Raw genomic sequence first — 15,621 nt, 5'->3', positions numbered from 1 at the left:
TTCACAATAATTCATCAATCTTAATTAGATCACATTTTTACTTTAATTGGTATTATTCCGGCACATATCAGAAAGCCTAGTCTGACGACTAGGCTTTCGTCGTTTCCAGTATCTGAGTTTAGTATTCGTCTTCGAGTTTTGTAGAAGCGTTCTCCGTTCGATGATCTCGAGCTCTGATATTCCGACACTTATTATTAAGCTCTGCTCTCTCTAGCAGCGTTTGATTACGTAAGTTTATACTTGTGGCTATTGGTTCGTTGATTAACTTTTCCTGAGCGTCTTGAGAGCTCTATCTCCTACTAATTTGAACTGGCTGATAAAGATGCCTCGTTTCTAATAACAAGGTTTTGTTGGTCGGTAACTCTTGCTATCTCCCTCTACTTAATAGATTAATCTACAGGCAGTTACGTGAACTCCCCGGTTATAACGGTTTATAGTTGGAACGTTGATGGCTATTTAATTGTTAATTCAGCGTGACTTTAAGTGGGCATCTGTCTGCGGGTAAATATCTTTAAACGCCTTCTCTCAAGGTGATCTCCATTTACTCTTGAGCTTCTAGGTGTCACTTTTCTCTATGACTTCTCTCGAACCTCTTATAAGGACTTGTTTATAAGAATGGTAAAACTACGTACAGACACAACTAAAGTCGTTCTCCGTGTGTTTGAGAAGCCCAGTTGAGCAATTTCATGGTTAGTTGGTTTGTTAGCATTGGGAAGGTAAGGGTTCGATGAGTTTGGTTTATAGCTATTGTAGAAGTTATCTATGGATAAGTAACAGATACAAAAAAGCCGATGCTAGGCATCGGCTTAGTTTGAGACACTTTAAATTAAGCTGGTTGAACTAGAGCGAGCGCTTTACGAGAAACCTCGTGAGCTGCTTTCGTTAAGTTTTGCTTCTCTAGTGCGTCAGATAGGTATCCGTAATCTGAAACATTTGAACGAAGTGCTAGGGCTTTTTCGAAGTGGCTTTGTGCTTCCGCCCACTTCTGCTCTCTTAAGTAGAACTGAGCCAGCGCGCTGTGTGCTTCGGCATTACCACTGTCTTTACTAATTGCACGTTCTAGCATGACCACTACTGGGTGGTGATCGGATAAGTTCAGCTCTGGAAGCAACATGTAGAGTTCATTTGACCCACTCTTTGCAATGTTCTCTTTGATCACAGTGAAGGCTTCTGAGTCAGCTTTGCGAGCGATAAGTTGCTTCACAAAGCAGGATACAAGGTGCGAACTTTGTTTCTGTTTTCTTGAAAGCTTGTTCCAATGGCTGATTAAACCTTCGCTACCTTGCTGTTGTGCCACATCATGAAGTAGCCCACATTGTGCTTTCTGTTCTAATTCACGTTGCTCATCAGCTGTTAGAAGTTTGTTCTTAACTAATTTAGGAGTTAACTCTAGCAATGGCTGCCATAACTTCAGTTGCAAGTAAGTGGCTTTTAACAGGCCAAGTACAGCAGTGTTATTAGGGTATGTGCCTTTTAGGGTCGAAAGTGTATCGAATGCAGCTTCGTAGTTTGACTCGCTGATTTGCTGTTTAGCTTTAGTTAGCTCAACCGCTAGTAGAGAGTCGTCCTGTTGGCTAGCAAGCTCGATGTACTTATCTCGCTCACTTGTATTACCTTGTTCGTGTGCCGCTTGAGAAGCGACTAAATAACAAAGTAGAGGCATGTCGTGATGGTTAGCCCAACGAGTTACTTTCTTCTCAGCGCCTTTCCAGTCACCTTCAAGTAGCTTGATAATGCCTTCATTTGTATAACGACGAGAACGTTTCAGCTTACGAACACTGAACCAGTTCCAAGTTGTCGAGCTTGCGTACATAAGCTTTTTAAATAGGTACTCTAAGCCGAATAGAGCCGCTAGAAGAGCAATGACAAAGATAACCAGTGTTGTCACGCTCATCTCAATAGTCTTATTCGCAATTGAGATCAGAACGTAGCCTTGTTGACCAGAGAACTGAGTACCAACAATTAACCCAGCACCTAGAACGAGAAAAAGAAAAATCCAACGAATCATTATTTTTCCTCCGTGGTCATAACGGTGACTTCACGACGTAGGCGCTCACGTATCACATCTGACAACTCATTTTGAGATTCAAGCTTTACAGGGTATTTCACAGAGATGTTCTGTTCACTTAGCTGTTTAATCGCTTTCTCAAATTCAATCACTGAGTTGTTATCTTGGTTTAGATACGCTTTCGACCACTCGCTAGCGGTATTAAGAGCTGCGCTATAGAGTTCACCTTGTTCTTTGTAGACGGCGCGAATCGCGGTTTCTAATTTACCTTTGATGTTTTCACGCAGGTAGAAGTGTTGTTCAGGAGAGAGTAGAGGGATAACTTCGCCATCACGACTACGGAAGGTAATGAAGTTTTCTGAGAAGTCTTTCATCGACGTCATCAGGTTGTTCTGCCAATCATTAATATCTTGCGATACCGCTTTTTTCTCAACAACCGCAGCTTCCGGAAGAATCGCATTGGCAAGCGGCAGTGTATCGACTTGCTGTTGCAAGCTTGTGATACGCAGAACTAAGCCGTCACGGTCGATCAGAGGAATAGTGCGAAGCTTGGTAATGTCATTGGTCATTGATTGACGCAGTGACACTAAGCTCGGGTCATTCAGTGCTGCGATACGTTGATCGGCGCTTTCCATTAACTTGGTTGCGCTAACGGCATCATGCTCGAGGAACAGTTTACGTCCTGCTAGTTTCACAAGGTAATCGGCTTCGGCAAGTAACCAGTCATTCGGGCGGCGACCTTTCACGTCAGCCACTGCTAACTGCAGGCTTTGAATGCTCTTCTGCTGTTGAGATTGCACGACCTGAGTTTTCTCCACCGCGTGTGAGGCTTCTTGGATAGTCTCTTGCTTGATGGTTTGTAGGTCTTTATTTACCGCAGATTGGGTATTTTGAAGTTGTGCTTGAAGAGCGGCTATTTGAGCCGAGTATTCAGCGCTCTTTTGCTGCATTTGAAATGCGATACCGCCACTGAAGATAATTGAAATAGCGATCGCAATAGCGCCTAGTTTGACACCGCGCTTACCTTGCTTTTCTGCTTTCTCTATTTGCTCTTTATGCTCAGCTTGAGGCTGCTCATTTTTAGCGGTATTTGAAGCAGAGGCATCAAGCTTCTGTTCAGGTTGTTTTGTCTCTGTAGAGTCAGCTTTTTCGTTTTCAACAACTACTGGCTGAGTATCTTGTTTCTTTTCAGGTTCAATATGCTCATTATTTTTTTTGCTTGTCATGCTTATTTCCTGTTTCTAGCTAGGGCCGGAGAGCAGCCAGTAATATTTGGTTCGTAGCACTGTGAGTATTGGTCACATTCGAGAAGCCGAGTTGTTGTGCTCGTTCTACAATGCGCTGGCTTGGGACAAATAGATGTCTTGTTGAAAGCCAAGCCAAATACTCATCAGGGGTAATTGAGCAGAGATACTCCAATTGTTCCTGACTAGTGATGACAACTTTGGACGTTTTTTTGTTTATCCATGTTTGATAGGTATTGTGGTCGCTAATAGGAATATATTCTCTACGGTAGGTCTCACAATAAGAGACTTGTGCACCTCGATTGAGTAGAGAATCCCTAATGAGCTCACGCCCACCATTGCCACGTAGTATCAAAATGGACTTATTTTCTACGCCATTAAGTTCAGTAAGTTTAAGAAGATGTTCACTATCACTAACTTGAGGATAGTTTACTTTTTGTTTACAGACTTTGCTTAAAACGTGCGCAGTTTTTTGACCAACGCCAAGATAAAGCGGCGAAGTAGGCCAAATGGATGAGGTTTTTGAAAGGATGCTTTGGGCAGCCGCCACGGCGTGGTGACTGACTGCAATAATGATATCGCTGTTATTAAGCTGGGTGCTTAAATCCGCAGAGTTGGGATTATCCACGATACGAATCAGCGGATGATGGATTGCTTGAACCCCTTCATCCGCTAGTTGTTGGCAAAGCGATTGTCCCTCTGAACCGGGACGAGTCACCAACACTGTCATGATTATTCTTGGTCAACGTAGAGCTTGGTTAAGATTTCTCTCGCGCCATCATCCAGCAATTGATTTGCCAGAGTCACGCCAAGTGCTTCTGCATCTTTGCGAGGGCCAGAGATCTCACCACGAACCATCTTAGAACCGTCCGGTTCACCAACTAATGCACGTAGCCAGATGTTTTCGCCATCTAATAATGAGTAGCTGCCGATAGGAACCTGACAGCCACCTTCTAGGGTAAGGTTCATTGCACGTTCGCACAGTACACGATCAGCCGTGTCTTTATGATTCAGTGGTTCAAGGAGTTTAATCAGACGCTCGTCATCAAGGCGACACTCAATACCAACAGCGCCTTGGCCAACAGCAGGGAGAGACTGCTCTGGTTCGATGAAGCTACGAATACGCTCTTCTAGCTCTAGACGTTTAAGACCTGCAGCAGCCAGTACGATCGCATCGTATTGACCATCATCGAGTTTACCTAGACGAGTACCAACGTTGCCGCGCAGCTCTTTGATGATCAGATCTGGGCGGTATTCTAACAGTTGGCATTGGCGACGCAGACTGCACGTACCCACGACAGCACCTTGTGGGAGTTCGTCGATGTTGTTGTAAGTGTTTGATACGAAAGCGTCACGCGGATCTTCGCGCTCACAAATTGTTACCAGACCTAGACCTTCAGGGAAGTCGACAGGTACATCTTTCATTGAGTGAACCGCTAGGTCAGCACGACCTTCTAGCATGGCTACTTCAAGTTCTTTAACGAACAGTCCTTTACCACCCACTTTAGCAAGCGGAGTGTCTAGGATGATGTCACCTTTGGTCACCATAGTTACCAACTCAACCTCTAAACCAGGGTGAGCAGCTTGCAGTGCATCCCTTACAAAGTATGCCTGCCAAAGGGCAAGAGGGCTTTTTCTGGTCGCGATACGGATTGGTGCTGAATTTGTCATGGTGTTTCCGATATAGGTTCTGTAATAGCCTAATCCTACCATTATGAGGCGAGAATTCTTACTGTTTGATCATTCCATACTTTGATAGCTGAGAGATTTTCATGAGTTCACCAAAATAGTGTGATTAGTATCTCATTTGAAACATGGGCTATTATTAGAAATAGTCAATAAAGAGGACACTACGGCGCCGTGAGTTTAACTTTCTGTCATCAAGGAATTGACCAGTATGACGGGTTCCTTTGCTTTACCATTAAGGGTAAAAGTGTTAAATTGATCACGTTTTGTTGCTCCTTTCGTTCAGTAACTAAACAGAACTGCACTTAACCTCAAACCAAGGACTTACCTTGCAGGCTTACACTCAAACTTTGATTCAACGATTAGACAATCTAAATCAGCAGCGCATTGATCGTGCGTTGGCGTTGATGAATGTGCAAGGCCAGCGAGTATTCAACCTTATTCCCGCACTGCTTCACTTCAATCACCCGATGATGCCTGGTTATTATGACCAACAAGTTCCTTTTGGAATTCGTAGCTTCACGCTTAATGAATTCCAAAAGCAATTTGTCTCTGATACCGAATTAACGCTGGGTGGCAAACTCACCGAGACGGATGAACCAGCAATCCTTGGCTTGTACACCATGGGTAGTACTTCTTCTATTGGTCAAAGCACTTCAAGTGATCTTGATATCTGGGTGTGTGTTTCCCCGGATATGGATGGCGCATCTCGCGATAGCCTAACCAACAAGTGTCTCTTGATTACTGATTGGGCTGAAACCTTAGGGGTTGAAGCGAACTTCTTCTTGATGGATGAAGAGCGTTTCCGTTCGAACCATTCAGAAGAGATGACAGGCGATAACTGTGGTTCTTCACAGCATTTATTACTGCTTGATGAGTTCTATCGCTCTGCGGTTCGTTTAGCTGGTCAGCGTTTGTTGTGGCAAATCATTCCGCCAGAAATGGAAGAGTGTTACGACGAGTATGTTCAAGGTTTGTGTCAGGATGGTTATCTTGATTGCTCGCAGTGGATCGATTTCGGCAAGCTGAATCGTATTCCCGCTGAAGAGTACTTTGGTTCAAACCTGTGGCAGCTCTATAAGAGTATCGACTCACCGTATAAATCGGTTTTGAAGGCGATCCTGTTAGAGGCCTATTCGTGGGAATACCCAAACACCCAACTGCTGAGTATTGATACCAAGCGCCGCTTCTTTGCGGATGAACCGGATCTGTATGGCATGGATAGCTACTATCTGATGCTTGAAAAGGTAACGCGCTATCTAGAACGCATTAACGACCACACTCGATTGGACTTGGTAAGACGCTGTTTTTATCTTAAGACCCACGAGAAGCTGTCACGAGATGCGGGCATTGGTTCTGTTGCGTGGCGTCGTGAAGCCTTGACTGAGATGACTAAGTCTTGGAATTGGGGACATGAAACCATTGCTGAGCTCGATAACCGCCGTAACTGGAAGGTTGAGCAGGTTAAAGTGGTGCACCATGCACTGCTTGATGCCTTGATGCTGAGCTACCGTAATCTGATTCAATTTGCGCGTCGTAACGACATCACTTCGGCAATCAGCCCACAAGATATCAGTATCTTGGCACGTAAGCTTTACGCTGCGTTTGAGGTATTGCCAGGTAAAGTGACACTGCTGAACCCACAAATCTCTCCGGATCTGCATGAACCCGACTTGAGCTTCATCGAAGTTCGTCAGGGTCAGTCGAATAAAGCAGGTTGGTACTTGTATAAGCAGCCACTGGTTGCACACCGCATTCTTGGTCAGCCTTCTCTAGAGCACCATGAGTACTTGAGTAAGTTGGTAGCATGGTCGTTTTTTAATGGCTTGATTACCGAGTCGACACGTTTGCACTCTGTGGTACGTGACGCTCACATCGATATCGATAAGTTCTATCAAATGGTGAGCGACCTGCGTAATACGTTTTCTTTGCGTAAGCGTCGCCCAAGTATGCAAGCACTGGCGAGTCCGTGTGAGATAAGCCAGCTAGCGATGTTCATCAACTTTGAAAATGACCCGACGTCTGAATTAAGTGGTCGTGCATTAAAAGTGGACCTCAAGAACGCCGATATCTTCAGCTTTGGTGAGGAAGGTAAGAGCTTAGTCGGCAGTGTCGACTTAGTTTATCGTAACTCTTGGCATGAAGTACGTACGCTGCATTTCCAAGGTGATACGGCAATGCTGGATGCGCTGAAGACGGTACTTGGCAAAATGCACCAAGATGCTTTACCGCCAGAATCGGTTGATGTGTTCTGTTACAGCAAAAACCTGCGTGGTGTGATGCGTAACATGGTGTATCAACTGCTTGCTGAGTGTATCGATTTACGATTGAAACCGATTGAACCCGAGAAGCGCCGCCGCTTTAAGGCTATTCGTTTAGCTAATAAGATGTTTGGTCTGTTCTTCGAACGTCGTGGTGTGTCGGTACAGATGTTGGAAAACTCGGTCGATTTCTACCGTAGCATCTCAACCAATAAGCTCAAAGGCTCACCTTTACTGATGCTCGATAAAGAGCAAGAGTATCAGCTACCAGAAGTGGTGGATGGTTTTGCGAGTGAGGGCTTGATTCAGTTCTTTTTCGAAGATACCGACAAAGGCTTCAATATTTATGTATTGGACGAGTCGAACCAAGTTGAGGTCTACCACCAGTACAGCGGTGAAAAAGATGAGATGATCGCGAGCGTGAATTCTTTCTACACATCGGTAAAAGATGAGTCGAAGATGTCGTCTAAGTTGATTAACTTTAACCTACCTCAGTACTACCAAATCGTTCATCCTGAAGAAGGCAATTCTTACGTTGTGCCTTATCGTAACGATGCAACTTTAGCTTCTCGGAGCTCAAAGATAGTTAACATCTAGTCTTACTAAGCCCGATTGATTTTAAAAAAAGGAGTGATTGATTCACTCCTTTTTAGTTTTGCTTACAAATGATTAGACCCAATCGATCGCTTCACCTGCGTGCTTCACGCATTCTTCTTTAACCATCTCAAACAGCTCCATGCCCGTCTTTGAACATGTCCACTTGTCGTCAACTAGCTTGAAGTGAAAGCCACCAGATTTAGACGCTAACCAGATTTCTTTCATTGGTTCTTGGCGGTTAATGATGATTTGGCTGCGGTTCTCAAACTCCAGCGTCATCACGTTACCAGTCACTTCGTAATCAATATCTGCCTCTGATTCATCGATAGCTTCTTCGATGTTTTGCATCTGTATATCGACCAGCTGATGAAATTCAGTCTCGTTCATCCTTTCTATCCTATTGCTTTTCCTGAGTGTGGTGCGATTATAGGGGGCATTGAGTTAATAATCACGATATGCAAAATGAAAAAATTAATTACTGCTCTATTTATGATGTCCGTTATTGGACTTTCTGGTTGTGGTCAAACGGGTCCTTTGTACGATCCTGATGAAGTTCAGCAAACCGAACAATCACAATAAGTGAAAACACGCAGAAATCGTTATTTATAAGGGATAAGAACTTTGGATTACTTCAACTATCAGGAAGATGGCCAGCTTTGGGCTGAGGACGTCGCACTTTCACAACTAGCAGAGCAATATGGTACACCGCTGTATGTATATTCTCGTGCAACATTAGAACGCCACTGGAATGCGTTTGATTCATCGGTTGGTGAGCATCCGCACTTGGTGTGTTATGCCGTTAAAGCTAACTCAAACCTTGGCGTGTTGAATACTTTGGCTCGTTTGGGCTCTGGCTTCGATATCGTTTCTGGCGGTGAGCTAGAGCGTGTGGTTGCTGCCGGTGGCGATCCAGCAAAAGTTGTATTCTCTGGTGTCGGTAAAACAGCCGCTGAAATGAAGCGTGCGCTTGAGTTGAACATTAAGTGTTTCAACGTAGAGTCTGAACCAGAACTAGAGCGACTGAATAAAGTAGCTGGTGAGCTTGGTGTTAAAGCGCCGATTTCACTGCGTATCAACCCAGACGTTGATGCGAACACTCACCCTTATATCTCTACTGGTCTGCGTGATAACAAGTTTGGTATCGCTTTCGACCGTGCTCCTGCTGTCTATGAGTTTGCAAAAACACTCGATAACTTGTCTATCCATGGTATTGATTGCCACATTGGTTCTCAGTTAACGGATATCGAACCTTTCATCGATGCAACCGATCGCCTACTTGCGCTGATCGACCAGCTACGTGCTAACGGTATCAACATCAAACACCTTGATGTCGGTGGCGGCTTGGGTGTGGTTTATCGTGATGAATTACCACCACAGCCTTCTGACTACGCGAAAGCTTTATTGGCTCGCTTAGACAATCATTCTGATCTAGAGCTGATTTTCGAGCCTGGAAGAGCGATTGCTGCTAACGCTGGTGTATTATTAACGAAAGTCGAGTTCCTCAAGCCAACAGAGCACAAGAACTTTGCCATCATCGATGCAGCAATGAACGATCTAATGCGCCCAGCACTTTACCAAGCTTGGCAGGATATTGTTCCTGTGAGCCCTCGTCAGGGTGAAACTGTGACTTACGATTTGGTTGGCCCAATCTGTGAGACAGGCGATTTCCTAGGTAAAGATCGTGACCTTGTTCTTGAAGAAGGTGATCTGCTAGCAGTTCGTTCAGCGGGTGCTTATGGCTTCGCGATGTCATCTAACTACAACACTCGTTCGCGTGCGGCTGAAGTGATGGTGGATGGCGATAAAACTCACTTGGTTCGTCAGCGTGAAGAGCTTACGAGTCTGTGGGAACTTGAAAACATTCTTCCGGAGTAATTTTAAGCGTTATGCACTTCCACTTTTCTAAAATGCATGGTTTGGGCAATGATTTCATGGTCGTGGACTGCATTACTCAAAATATTTTCTTTTCTCCAGATTTGATCCGTCGCTTGGCGGATCGTCACACTGGCGTGGGCTTTGATCAGCTACTTGTGGTTGAGGCTCCCTATGATCCAGAAACTGATTTCCATTACCGCATATTCAATGCGGATGGCAGTGAAGTGGAGCAGTGTGGCAATGGTGCACGTTGTTTTGCACGATTCGTTCGCATGAAAGGCTTAACGAATAAGTACAGCATCAACGTGAGTACCAAGAAAGGTAAAATGGTTCTCAAGATTGAAGAGAATGACCTGATCACGGTGAACATGGGCATTCCTGAGTTCGAACCCGGCAAGATTCCATTCAAGGCCAAGCAGCCAGAGAAGACGTATATCCTAAGAACGGATGTACACACCTTATTCTGTGGTGCGGTAAGCATGGGTAACCCACATGTGGTTACCGTGGTTGATGACGTCGACACGGCTGATGTGGACACCTTAGGCCCACTACTTGAATCACATGAACGTTTCCCTGAGCGTGTTAATGCTGGCTTTATGCAGGTCGTTAACCGTGAAGAAGTTCGTCTACGTGTTTACGAACGCGGCGCGGGTGAAACTCAGGCATGTGGCAGCGGAGCGTGTGGCGCAGTTGCAGTGGGTATCACTCAAGGCTTACTGGCTGAGAATGTGAAGGTTCGTCTACCAGGCGGTGACTTACACATTAGCTGGCAAGGCCCGGGTAAACCTCTGTTTATGACCGGCCCTGCAACGCATGTGTTTGATGGTCAACTTTCTTGCTAATAACGACCCAAAACAAATATATTCATAAAAATAAAGGATAGGTTTTGTCTTACGTTGAAGCCGACGCACTCACCGCAGAAGTGGTCGCGGAATATTTACGTGATAACCCAGATTTTTTCCAAGACCGAAAAGATTTGGTTGATCGCCTTGCTATCAATAACGTTGAGCAGGGCGCTGTTTCTCTGGTTGAGGTTCAGCTTAAACGCCAACGTCATCGAATCGAAGAGCTTGAAGAAGAGATCACTGGCTTGATGTCGTTGGCAGCAAATAACGATAAAACCTTCTATGAGTTTATGGATCTGCAAGCGCAAGTGCTGAAATGCAGTGACTTCATGCAGGTGATAAAAGCCGTTGAACAAAAAGCGTTAGATCTTGGGCTTAAGGCTCATGTTCGTATTCTTTCGCAATCTGGCTTTTATCAGTTGAGTGCTGAGGGTTACTCTAAGTTTTCGCTTAACCATTTCAATGGCAAAGATGCTTATCTTGGACGCTTGAGAAAAGCCGACAGACACGATTTGTTTGGTGATTATCCAGTTCCAGAGCTAGGCTCTTATGTAGTACTACCGCTTGCTAAGCAGTCTCCATTGGGTTTGCTCGCCTTTTCTAGTGAAGATGGCGGACATTTCCAACCCCATATGGATACGCTCTTTTTACGCCATTTAGCACTTGTTGTCGCTCATTTGGCGGACACCTTACCTTGGCAGATAAATAATGAGCCTAGAGCCCAAAATACCTCTTCCTAACAGCCTTCAAAAGCCACTTTCTCGCTTCTATGAATATCTCCGAAGCGAGAAGGGACTCAGCCTACACACCCAACGTAATTACAAACAACAACTTGAAACCATGGCCGGTCATTTAGTCACTCTAGGGCTAAAGGATTGGGGTCAAGTCGATGCGGCGTGGGTCAGACAACTGGCCAGTAAAGGCATGCGTGAGGGAATGAAAGCGAGCAGCATTGCAACGCGCTTATCGTCACTGCGCAGCTTCTTTGATTTCCTTGTGTTGCGTGGCGAAATGACCGCCAATCCAGCCAAAGGTGTCTCTGCACCTCGCAAACAACGCCCTTTGCCTAAAAACCTCGATGTTGATGAAGTGGGTCAACTGCTTGATGTGAATGAGGACGATCCATTGTCGATTCGTGATCGAGCGATGATGGAGGTGATGTATGGTGCTGGATTACGACTGGCAGAACTGGTCGGCATCAATCTGAAAGATGTGTTGGGTCGACAAGGCGAAATCCGAGTGATTGGTAAAGGCGACAAAGAACGCAAAGCGCCTTTTTCTGGTTTAGCTAAAGAGTGGGTCGATAAATGGCTCAAAGTTCGTGGTGAATTGGCTTCACCGGGTGAAACCGCGCTGTTTGTCTCTAAGCTCGGGACTCGTATCTCTCACCGCAGCGTGCAAAAGCGCATGGAAGAGTGGGGCAAGAAGCAATCTGTCGCGAGCCACATCAGCCCGCATAAACTGCGTCACTCCTTTGCAACGCATGTGCTGGAATCGAGCCAAAATCTTCGTGCTGTGCAAGAGTTGCTTGGCCATGAAAACATCTCGACGACCCAAGTGTATACCCACTTAGATTTCCAACACTTAGCACAAGCTTATGATCAGGCTCACCCGAGAGCTCGTAAGAAGAATAAAGATTAGATTAAAGGGTTTACTATGCGAATTTATCGAGGGTTAAAGCCCATCAAAGCCATGACCTTTGACTTGGATGACACCCTGTATGACAACTGGCCTGTGATCATGAAGGTTGAGAAAGAGATGGCACAGTGGCTTTATCAAAAGCACTCAGTGTCGGCTTCTTTATCGCTTGAAGAGTGGCAGGGCATTAAGCAGCAAGTCGCATCTGAAAACCCAGCTTTGAAACATGATGTCACCGTGTGGCGTGAAACTCAGATTAAGAGTGGTTTGCTGCAATTGGGTTACTCTCTGCAGCAAGCAGAGCAAGCGGCTCGAGAGGGCATTGAGCATGCCTTGTGGTTGCGTAATCAAGTCGATGTCCCTCAAGAAACGCATCGAGTGATGACTGAACTTAGCCAACGTATTCCTCTGGTTGCGATTACCAATGGCAATGTCGATCCACACAAAATTGGCTTAGGGCTGTACTTTCAATTAATCCTTAAAGCCGGCCCTGATGGCAGAGCAAAACCCTATCCAGATATGTTTGAAAAAGCTCAGCAACACCTAGGTTGTGACGCTGAGAATATTCTTCATGTTGGCGATCACCTCAAAACGGATGTCTATGGAGCCAAGCAAAATGGCTTCCAAGCGTGCTGGTTTAATGACACTGGTTCCAATTTATACCGCTCCCCGAAGGCGAGTGTGCTCCCTGATGTTGAAATAGACCAACTTAGCGATCTTATGCGACTAATTTAATGGCTCGGTAAGCTTATTGTGTCGCATTTATGCTATTGAATTGTTACATTAGTCGCCTATAAAAGCCTGATTAGGCTAGGATAATTGGCGACTACTTTTTATCGATTCATTTCAGTCATAGCAGTGGTTGCGGGTTGTTACTTCACTCGATTTTGAACAAGGGTTGGCATGCAAACATTTACATTTCTCGCAAATACTGAGGCGTTATTTAGAGCTCAATTTGATCAGCGAGAATGGTGTGACAGCAAACAGTACCTTATTCAAATTTTCTCAGCTCAATCTTCAGATCTAGCTCGTCAAATCGCGGGTGTTGCCCTCAATCGTTTAAATAATGCGACGCTAATTGGCCAGAGTGCTCGTCATGTTATCTGTGATAATTGCCTTGAAAGTGCATGCACCTTAGTCATCATCAGTGAGTTCAACGAAACCCATCTAACCTCTGCGGTCCAGCCTTTTTCCGGCAATCCAAATCAAGACAGCCAAGACTTAGCTTTTCAGCTGCGCCTTACAGAAGAAACCAAAACGGTCATCAGCTTGTGCGATCAGGTTGAAGGGCGTGATTATCCTATTTATAGCGCTTTTGAAAATTTGCCTTACGCCTTGCCGATAGCTGGTGGACTGTGCCATGAGAATGAATTTGGCCGTTGGGTTATGTATAACGAGCAAACCTACCAGCACGCCTGTGTTGCTGTGGCTCTGACTAACCCAAGATTGAAGGTTTGGTCGGACGCGTACTCTGAGTGGAACCCGATTGGGATGAAGCTACGAGTCACACACGCAATCGGAAATCGCTTATACGCATTGAACGACAAGCCGGCTATTGAAGTATTCAAACATTACCTTGCGGATGGCAAAGACCTTCCTTTTAGTCAACTGATGAGCTTTCCACTTTATCGAGAACTTGGCAGAAAGAAGGGTATCTCGACGCCGCTACGTATTAATGATGATGGCAGTATTGAGTTTGATAGCCCTTGGCATGTCGGTGAAGAGGCGCAGTTTTGTTATAACCACCCATCGCTCACTGCAGAAAAGGTGCACCACGGTGCCGAGATGCTAGCCATGCATCAGCCTGAATCGGTGATCATTTATAACTGCGTATCTCGACTTGAATTTATCGACAGTAAACTTGATCTCAAGCCATTTGAAGGGATAGTGAATACATGTGGTGCCTACTGCATGGGGGAGCTATACCGTAATGAAGACCGCCAAGAGATACTGCACCACAGCTTGACTTATATCGCTATGCGCGAGTCTGACGAGATTAAAGAGTTTCATTGCGAAGACTTTCAGTGTGGCTCAACCGTGTCGCCATTGCTTAACCTAGTCAGAAATGCAGTCGCTGATCTCGACAGTATGAATACTCAGATGGAAAAGAAACTCCATCAACAAGCGCGTCGCTTAACCGAAAGCTATCGCATTGACTCGCGTACTGGTTTGCCGAACCGTATCGTACTGAAAGAGCGCCTCAATACGATTCTGTTCAGTGAACATCTGCTGACCTTAAAGCTAACCAACTTCCATCAGGTTAACGAGAAGTATGGTTATCAAGTGGGGGATCAGCTGCTACTCGATCTGTCTAATCACTTTATCGAGCGATTACAGCTTCGTGTGGTTAAAGAGCCTCGCGTGAAGGTAGAGCTATTCAGTATTGGTGTTGGAGAGTGGGCGATTATCTTCAATGCTAGTGTTGGTAGTACGAAAATAAAAGAAGGTTTCGTTGAGTTCGCCGATGACATCGAACACATAAATTTTGAGCCATATGGTTTGGCTGATATTGATTACCTGTCAGTTTCTCTGTGTGGCGGCTTTGCTAGTCGTTGTGACTTCTTAACCGACAGTGGTGACCAGATCTTATTGAAAGCGATCGAAGCTCGACGCTATGGAGTACGTAACAATACCCACATCACCAATGCTAAAGACATTCAGGTGAGTGAAGAAGATCGCAAAGAGCAACTAGGCTGGCTGAGCTGTGTAAGTCGTGCGATTTTAGATCAGAACATCATCACTTATTCCCAGCCAATTGTGGAGTCGGTTACGCACGAAATGATTGGCCAAGAGTGCTTGGTCAGAATCATGGAGTCAGACGGTACCATTGTGCCACCAGGTAAGTTCTTACCTATCATTGCCGACACGCACCTTTACACTCGCCTCAGCCGACACATGATTAAGAACACCATAGGTTATATGGCGGATAAGCAAAGCCCATTTTCTATCAACCTATCCCCGCAAGATTTGTTGAGCGACAAGACGCTTGAGGTGCTCGAGACCGCCATCAGTGCTATGAACGATCCCACTCGACTTGGCCTAGAGGTTCTCGAGTCTGAGCAGATTAAAGATTATGGTCGCATGATTGAGGTGTGTGATCACTTCCGTGCGCTTGGGGCGAGAATCATTGTTGATGACTTTGGCTCTGGTTACTCCAACATCGAGGAAATCATTAAGCTTGAGCCACAGATCATTAAGCTCGACGGTAGCTTGATTCGTAATATCGACAAAGATCAAAAACAAAGAAACATAGCCTCTCAGTTGATTCGTTTGTGCCAAGTGTTCAATGCCAAAACGGTCGCTGAATTTGTCCATAACCAACAGGTTTGTGAGATAGCAGAGCAAATGGGTGTCGATTATCTGCAGGGTTACTACTTCGGTGAGCCTAAGCGACTGTTTTAGCAGTTAAAGCTTCCCGCATTGTGTAACGACTGGCTATAAAAGTACTGCGCCGCCATTAATGACTG

Annotated in this window: 13 protein-coding genes; 8 read left to right on the top strand and 5 right to left on the bottom strand. The window is 45.3% G+C overall.

Going from position 1 to position 15,621, the window contains the following annotated elements; genetic code table 11:
- Positions 1 to 826 precede the first annotated feature (826 nt).
- From AB6E54_RS19845 to hemC, 4 genes are read right to left on the bottom strand one after another with little or no spacing between them, the layout of a single operon-like run.
- Entirely contained in the window at positions 827 to 2,008 is a 1,182-nt protein-coding gene (locus tag AB6E54_RS19845; protein ID WP_017061005.1) for a heme biosynthesis protein HemY, read from the bottom strand.
- The gene (locus AB6E54_RS19840) at positions 2,008 to 3,234 is read right to left on the bottom strand and encodes a uroporphyrinogen-III C-methyltransferase (RefSeq protein ID WP_017061006.1); all 1,227 of its coding nucleotides are present in this window, start codon (positions 3,232 to 3,234) and stop codon (positions 2,008 to 2,010) included. Before AB6E54_RS19840 ends, AB6E54_RS19845 begins: the two co-directional genes overlap by 1 nt.
- 19 nt (positions 3,235 to 3,253) lie before the next feature.
- The gene (locus AB6E54_RS19835) at positions 3,254 to 3,982 is read right to left on the bottom strand and encodes a uroporphyrinogen-III synthase (RefSeq protein ID WP_017061007.1); all 729 of its coding nucleotides are present in this window, start codon (positions 3,980 to 3,982) and stop codon (positions 3,254 to 3,256) included.
- Between the two features lie 2 nt (positions 3,983 to 3,984).
- On the bottom strand, positions 3,985 to 4,923 hold the full coding sequence (gene hemC / locus AB6E54_RS19830; RefSeq protein ID WP_017061008.1) for a hydroxymethylbilane synthase: 939 nt from the start codon (positions 4,921 to 4,923) through the stop codon (positions 3,985 to 3,987).
- A 344-nt stretch (positions 4,924 to 5,267) separates the two neighbouring features.
- On the opposite strand from hemC, the gene AB6E54_RS19825 reads away from it, so the two are divergent.
- Positions 5,268 to 7,796 carry a class I adenylate cyclase gene (locus tag AB6E54_RS19825; protein WP_017066755.1) on the top strand — a complete coding sequence of 843 codons (2,529 nt, stop codon included), beginning with the start codon at positions 5,268 to 5,270 and terminating at the stop codon, positions 7,794 to 7,796.
- 72 nt (positions 7,797 to 7,868) lie between these two features.
- On the opposite strand, the gene cyaY is transcribed toward AB6E54_RS19825, so the two are convergent.
- A complete protein-coding gene (cyaY, locus tag AB6E54_RS19820; RefSeq protein ID WP_017061010.1) occupies positions 7,869 to 8,183 on the bottom strand; it encodes an iron donor protein CyaY in 315 nt (104 codons plus the stop codon).
- 75 nt (positions 8,184 to 8,258) lie between these two features.
- Between cyaY and lptM the strand changes: the two genes are divergently transcribed.
- The 7 genes from lptM (at position 8,259) to AB6E54_RS19785 (ending at position 15,556) form a co-directional block, all read left to right on the top strand.
- Positions 8,259 to 8,375 (top strand): LPS translocon maturation chaperone LptM, encoded by a 117-nt coding sequence (lptM, locus tag AB6E54_RS22610; RefSeq protein WP_017068592.1) that lies wholly within the window; start codon positions 8,259 to 8,261, stop codon positions 8,373 to 8,375.
- 42 nt (positions 8,376 to 8,417) lie between these two features.
- Positions 8,418 to 9,671 carry a diaminopimelate decarboxylase gene (gene lysA / locus AB6E54_RS19810; protein ID WP_017066756.1) on the top strand — a complete coding sequence of 418 codons (1,254 nt, stop codon included), beginning with the start codon at positions 8,418 to 8,420 and terminating at the stop codon, positions 9,669 to 9,671.
- Between the two features lie 11 nt (positions 9,672 to 9,682).
- On the top strand, positions 9,683 to 10,513 hold the full coding sequence (gene dapF / locus AB6E54_RS19805) for a diaminopimelate epimerase (protein ID WP_017061013.1): 831 nt from the start codon (positions 9,683 to 9,685) through the stop codon (positions 10,511 to 10,513).
- A gap of 44 nt (positions 10,514 to 10,557) precedes the next feature.
- The gene (locus AB6E54_RS19800) at positions 10,558 to 11,256 is read left to right on the top strand and encodes a DUF484 family protein (protein ID WP_017061014.1); all 699 of its coding nucleotides are present in this window, start codon (positions 10,558 to 10,560) and stop codon (positions 11,254 to 11,256) included.
- Positions 11,225 to 12,157, top strand: coding sequence for a tyrosine recombinase XerC (gene xerC, locus AB6E54_RS19795; protein ID WP_017061015.1), 933 nt, complete (start codon positions 11,225 to 11,227; stop codon positions 12,155 to 12,157). The genes AB6E54_RS19800 and xerC overlap by 32 nt, the downstream gene beginning before the upstream one ends.
- A gap of 15 nt (positions 12,158 to 12,172) precedes the next feature.
- Positions 12,173 to 12,889 carry a 5-amino-6-(5-phospho-D-ribitylamino)uracil phosphatase YigB gene (gene yigB, locus AB6E54_RS19790; protein ID WP_371725446.1) on the top strand — a complete coding sequence of 239 codons (717 nt, stop codon included), beginning with the start codon at positions 12,173 to 12,175 and terminating at the stop codon, positions 12,887 to 12,889.
- 168 nt (positions 12,890 to 13,057) lie between these two features.
- A complete protein-coding gene (locus AB6E54_RS19785) occupies positions 13,058 to 15,556 on the top strand; it encodes an EAL domain-containing protein (RefSeq protein WP_372106808.1) in 2,499 nt (832 codons plus the stop codon).
- Positions 15,557 to 15,621 lie beyond the last annotated feature (65 nt).

This window comes from Vibrio sp. 10N.247.311.49, from assembly GCF_041467655.1.
Classification (GTDB): domain Bacteria; phylum Pseudomonadota; class Gammaproteobacteria; order Enterobacterales; family Vibrionaceae; genus Vibrio; species Vibrio crassostreae_C.
The sequence above is the reverse complement of the archived record's forward strand: the minus strand, read 5'-3'. Positions and strand labels throughout refer to the sequence as shown.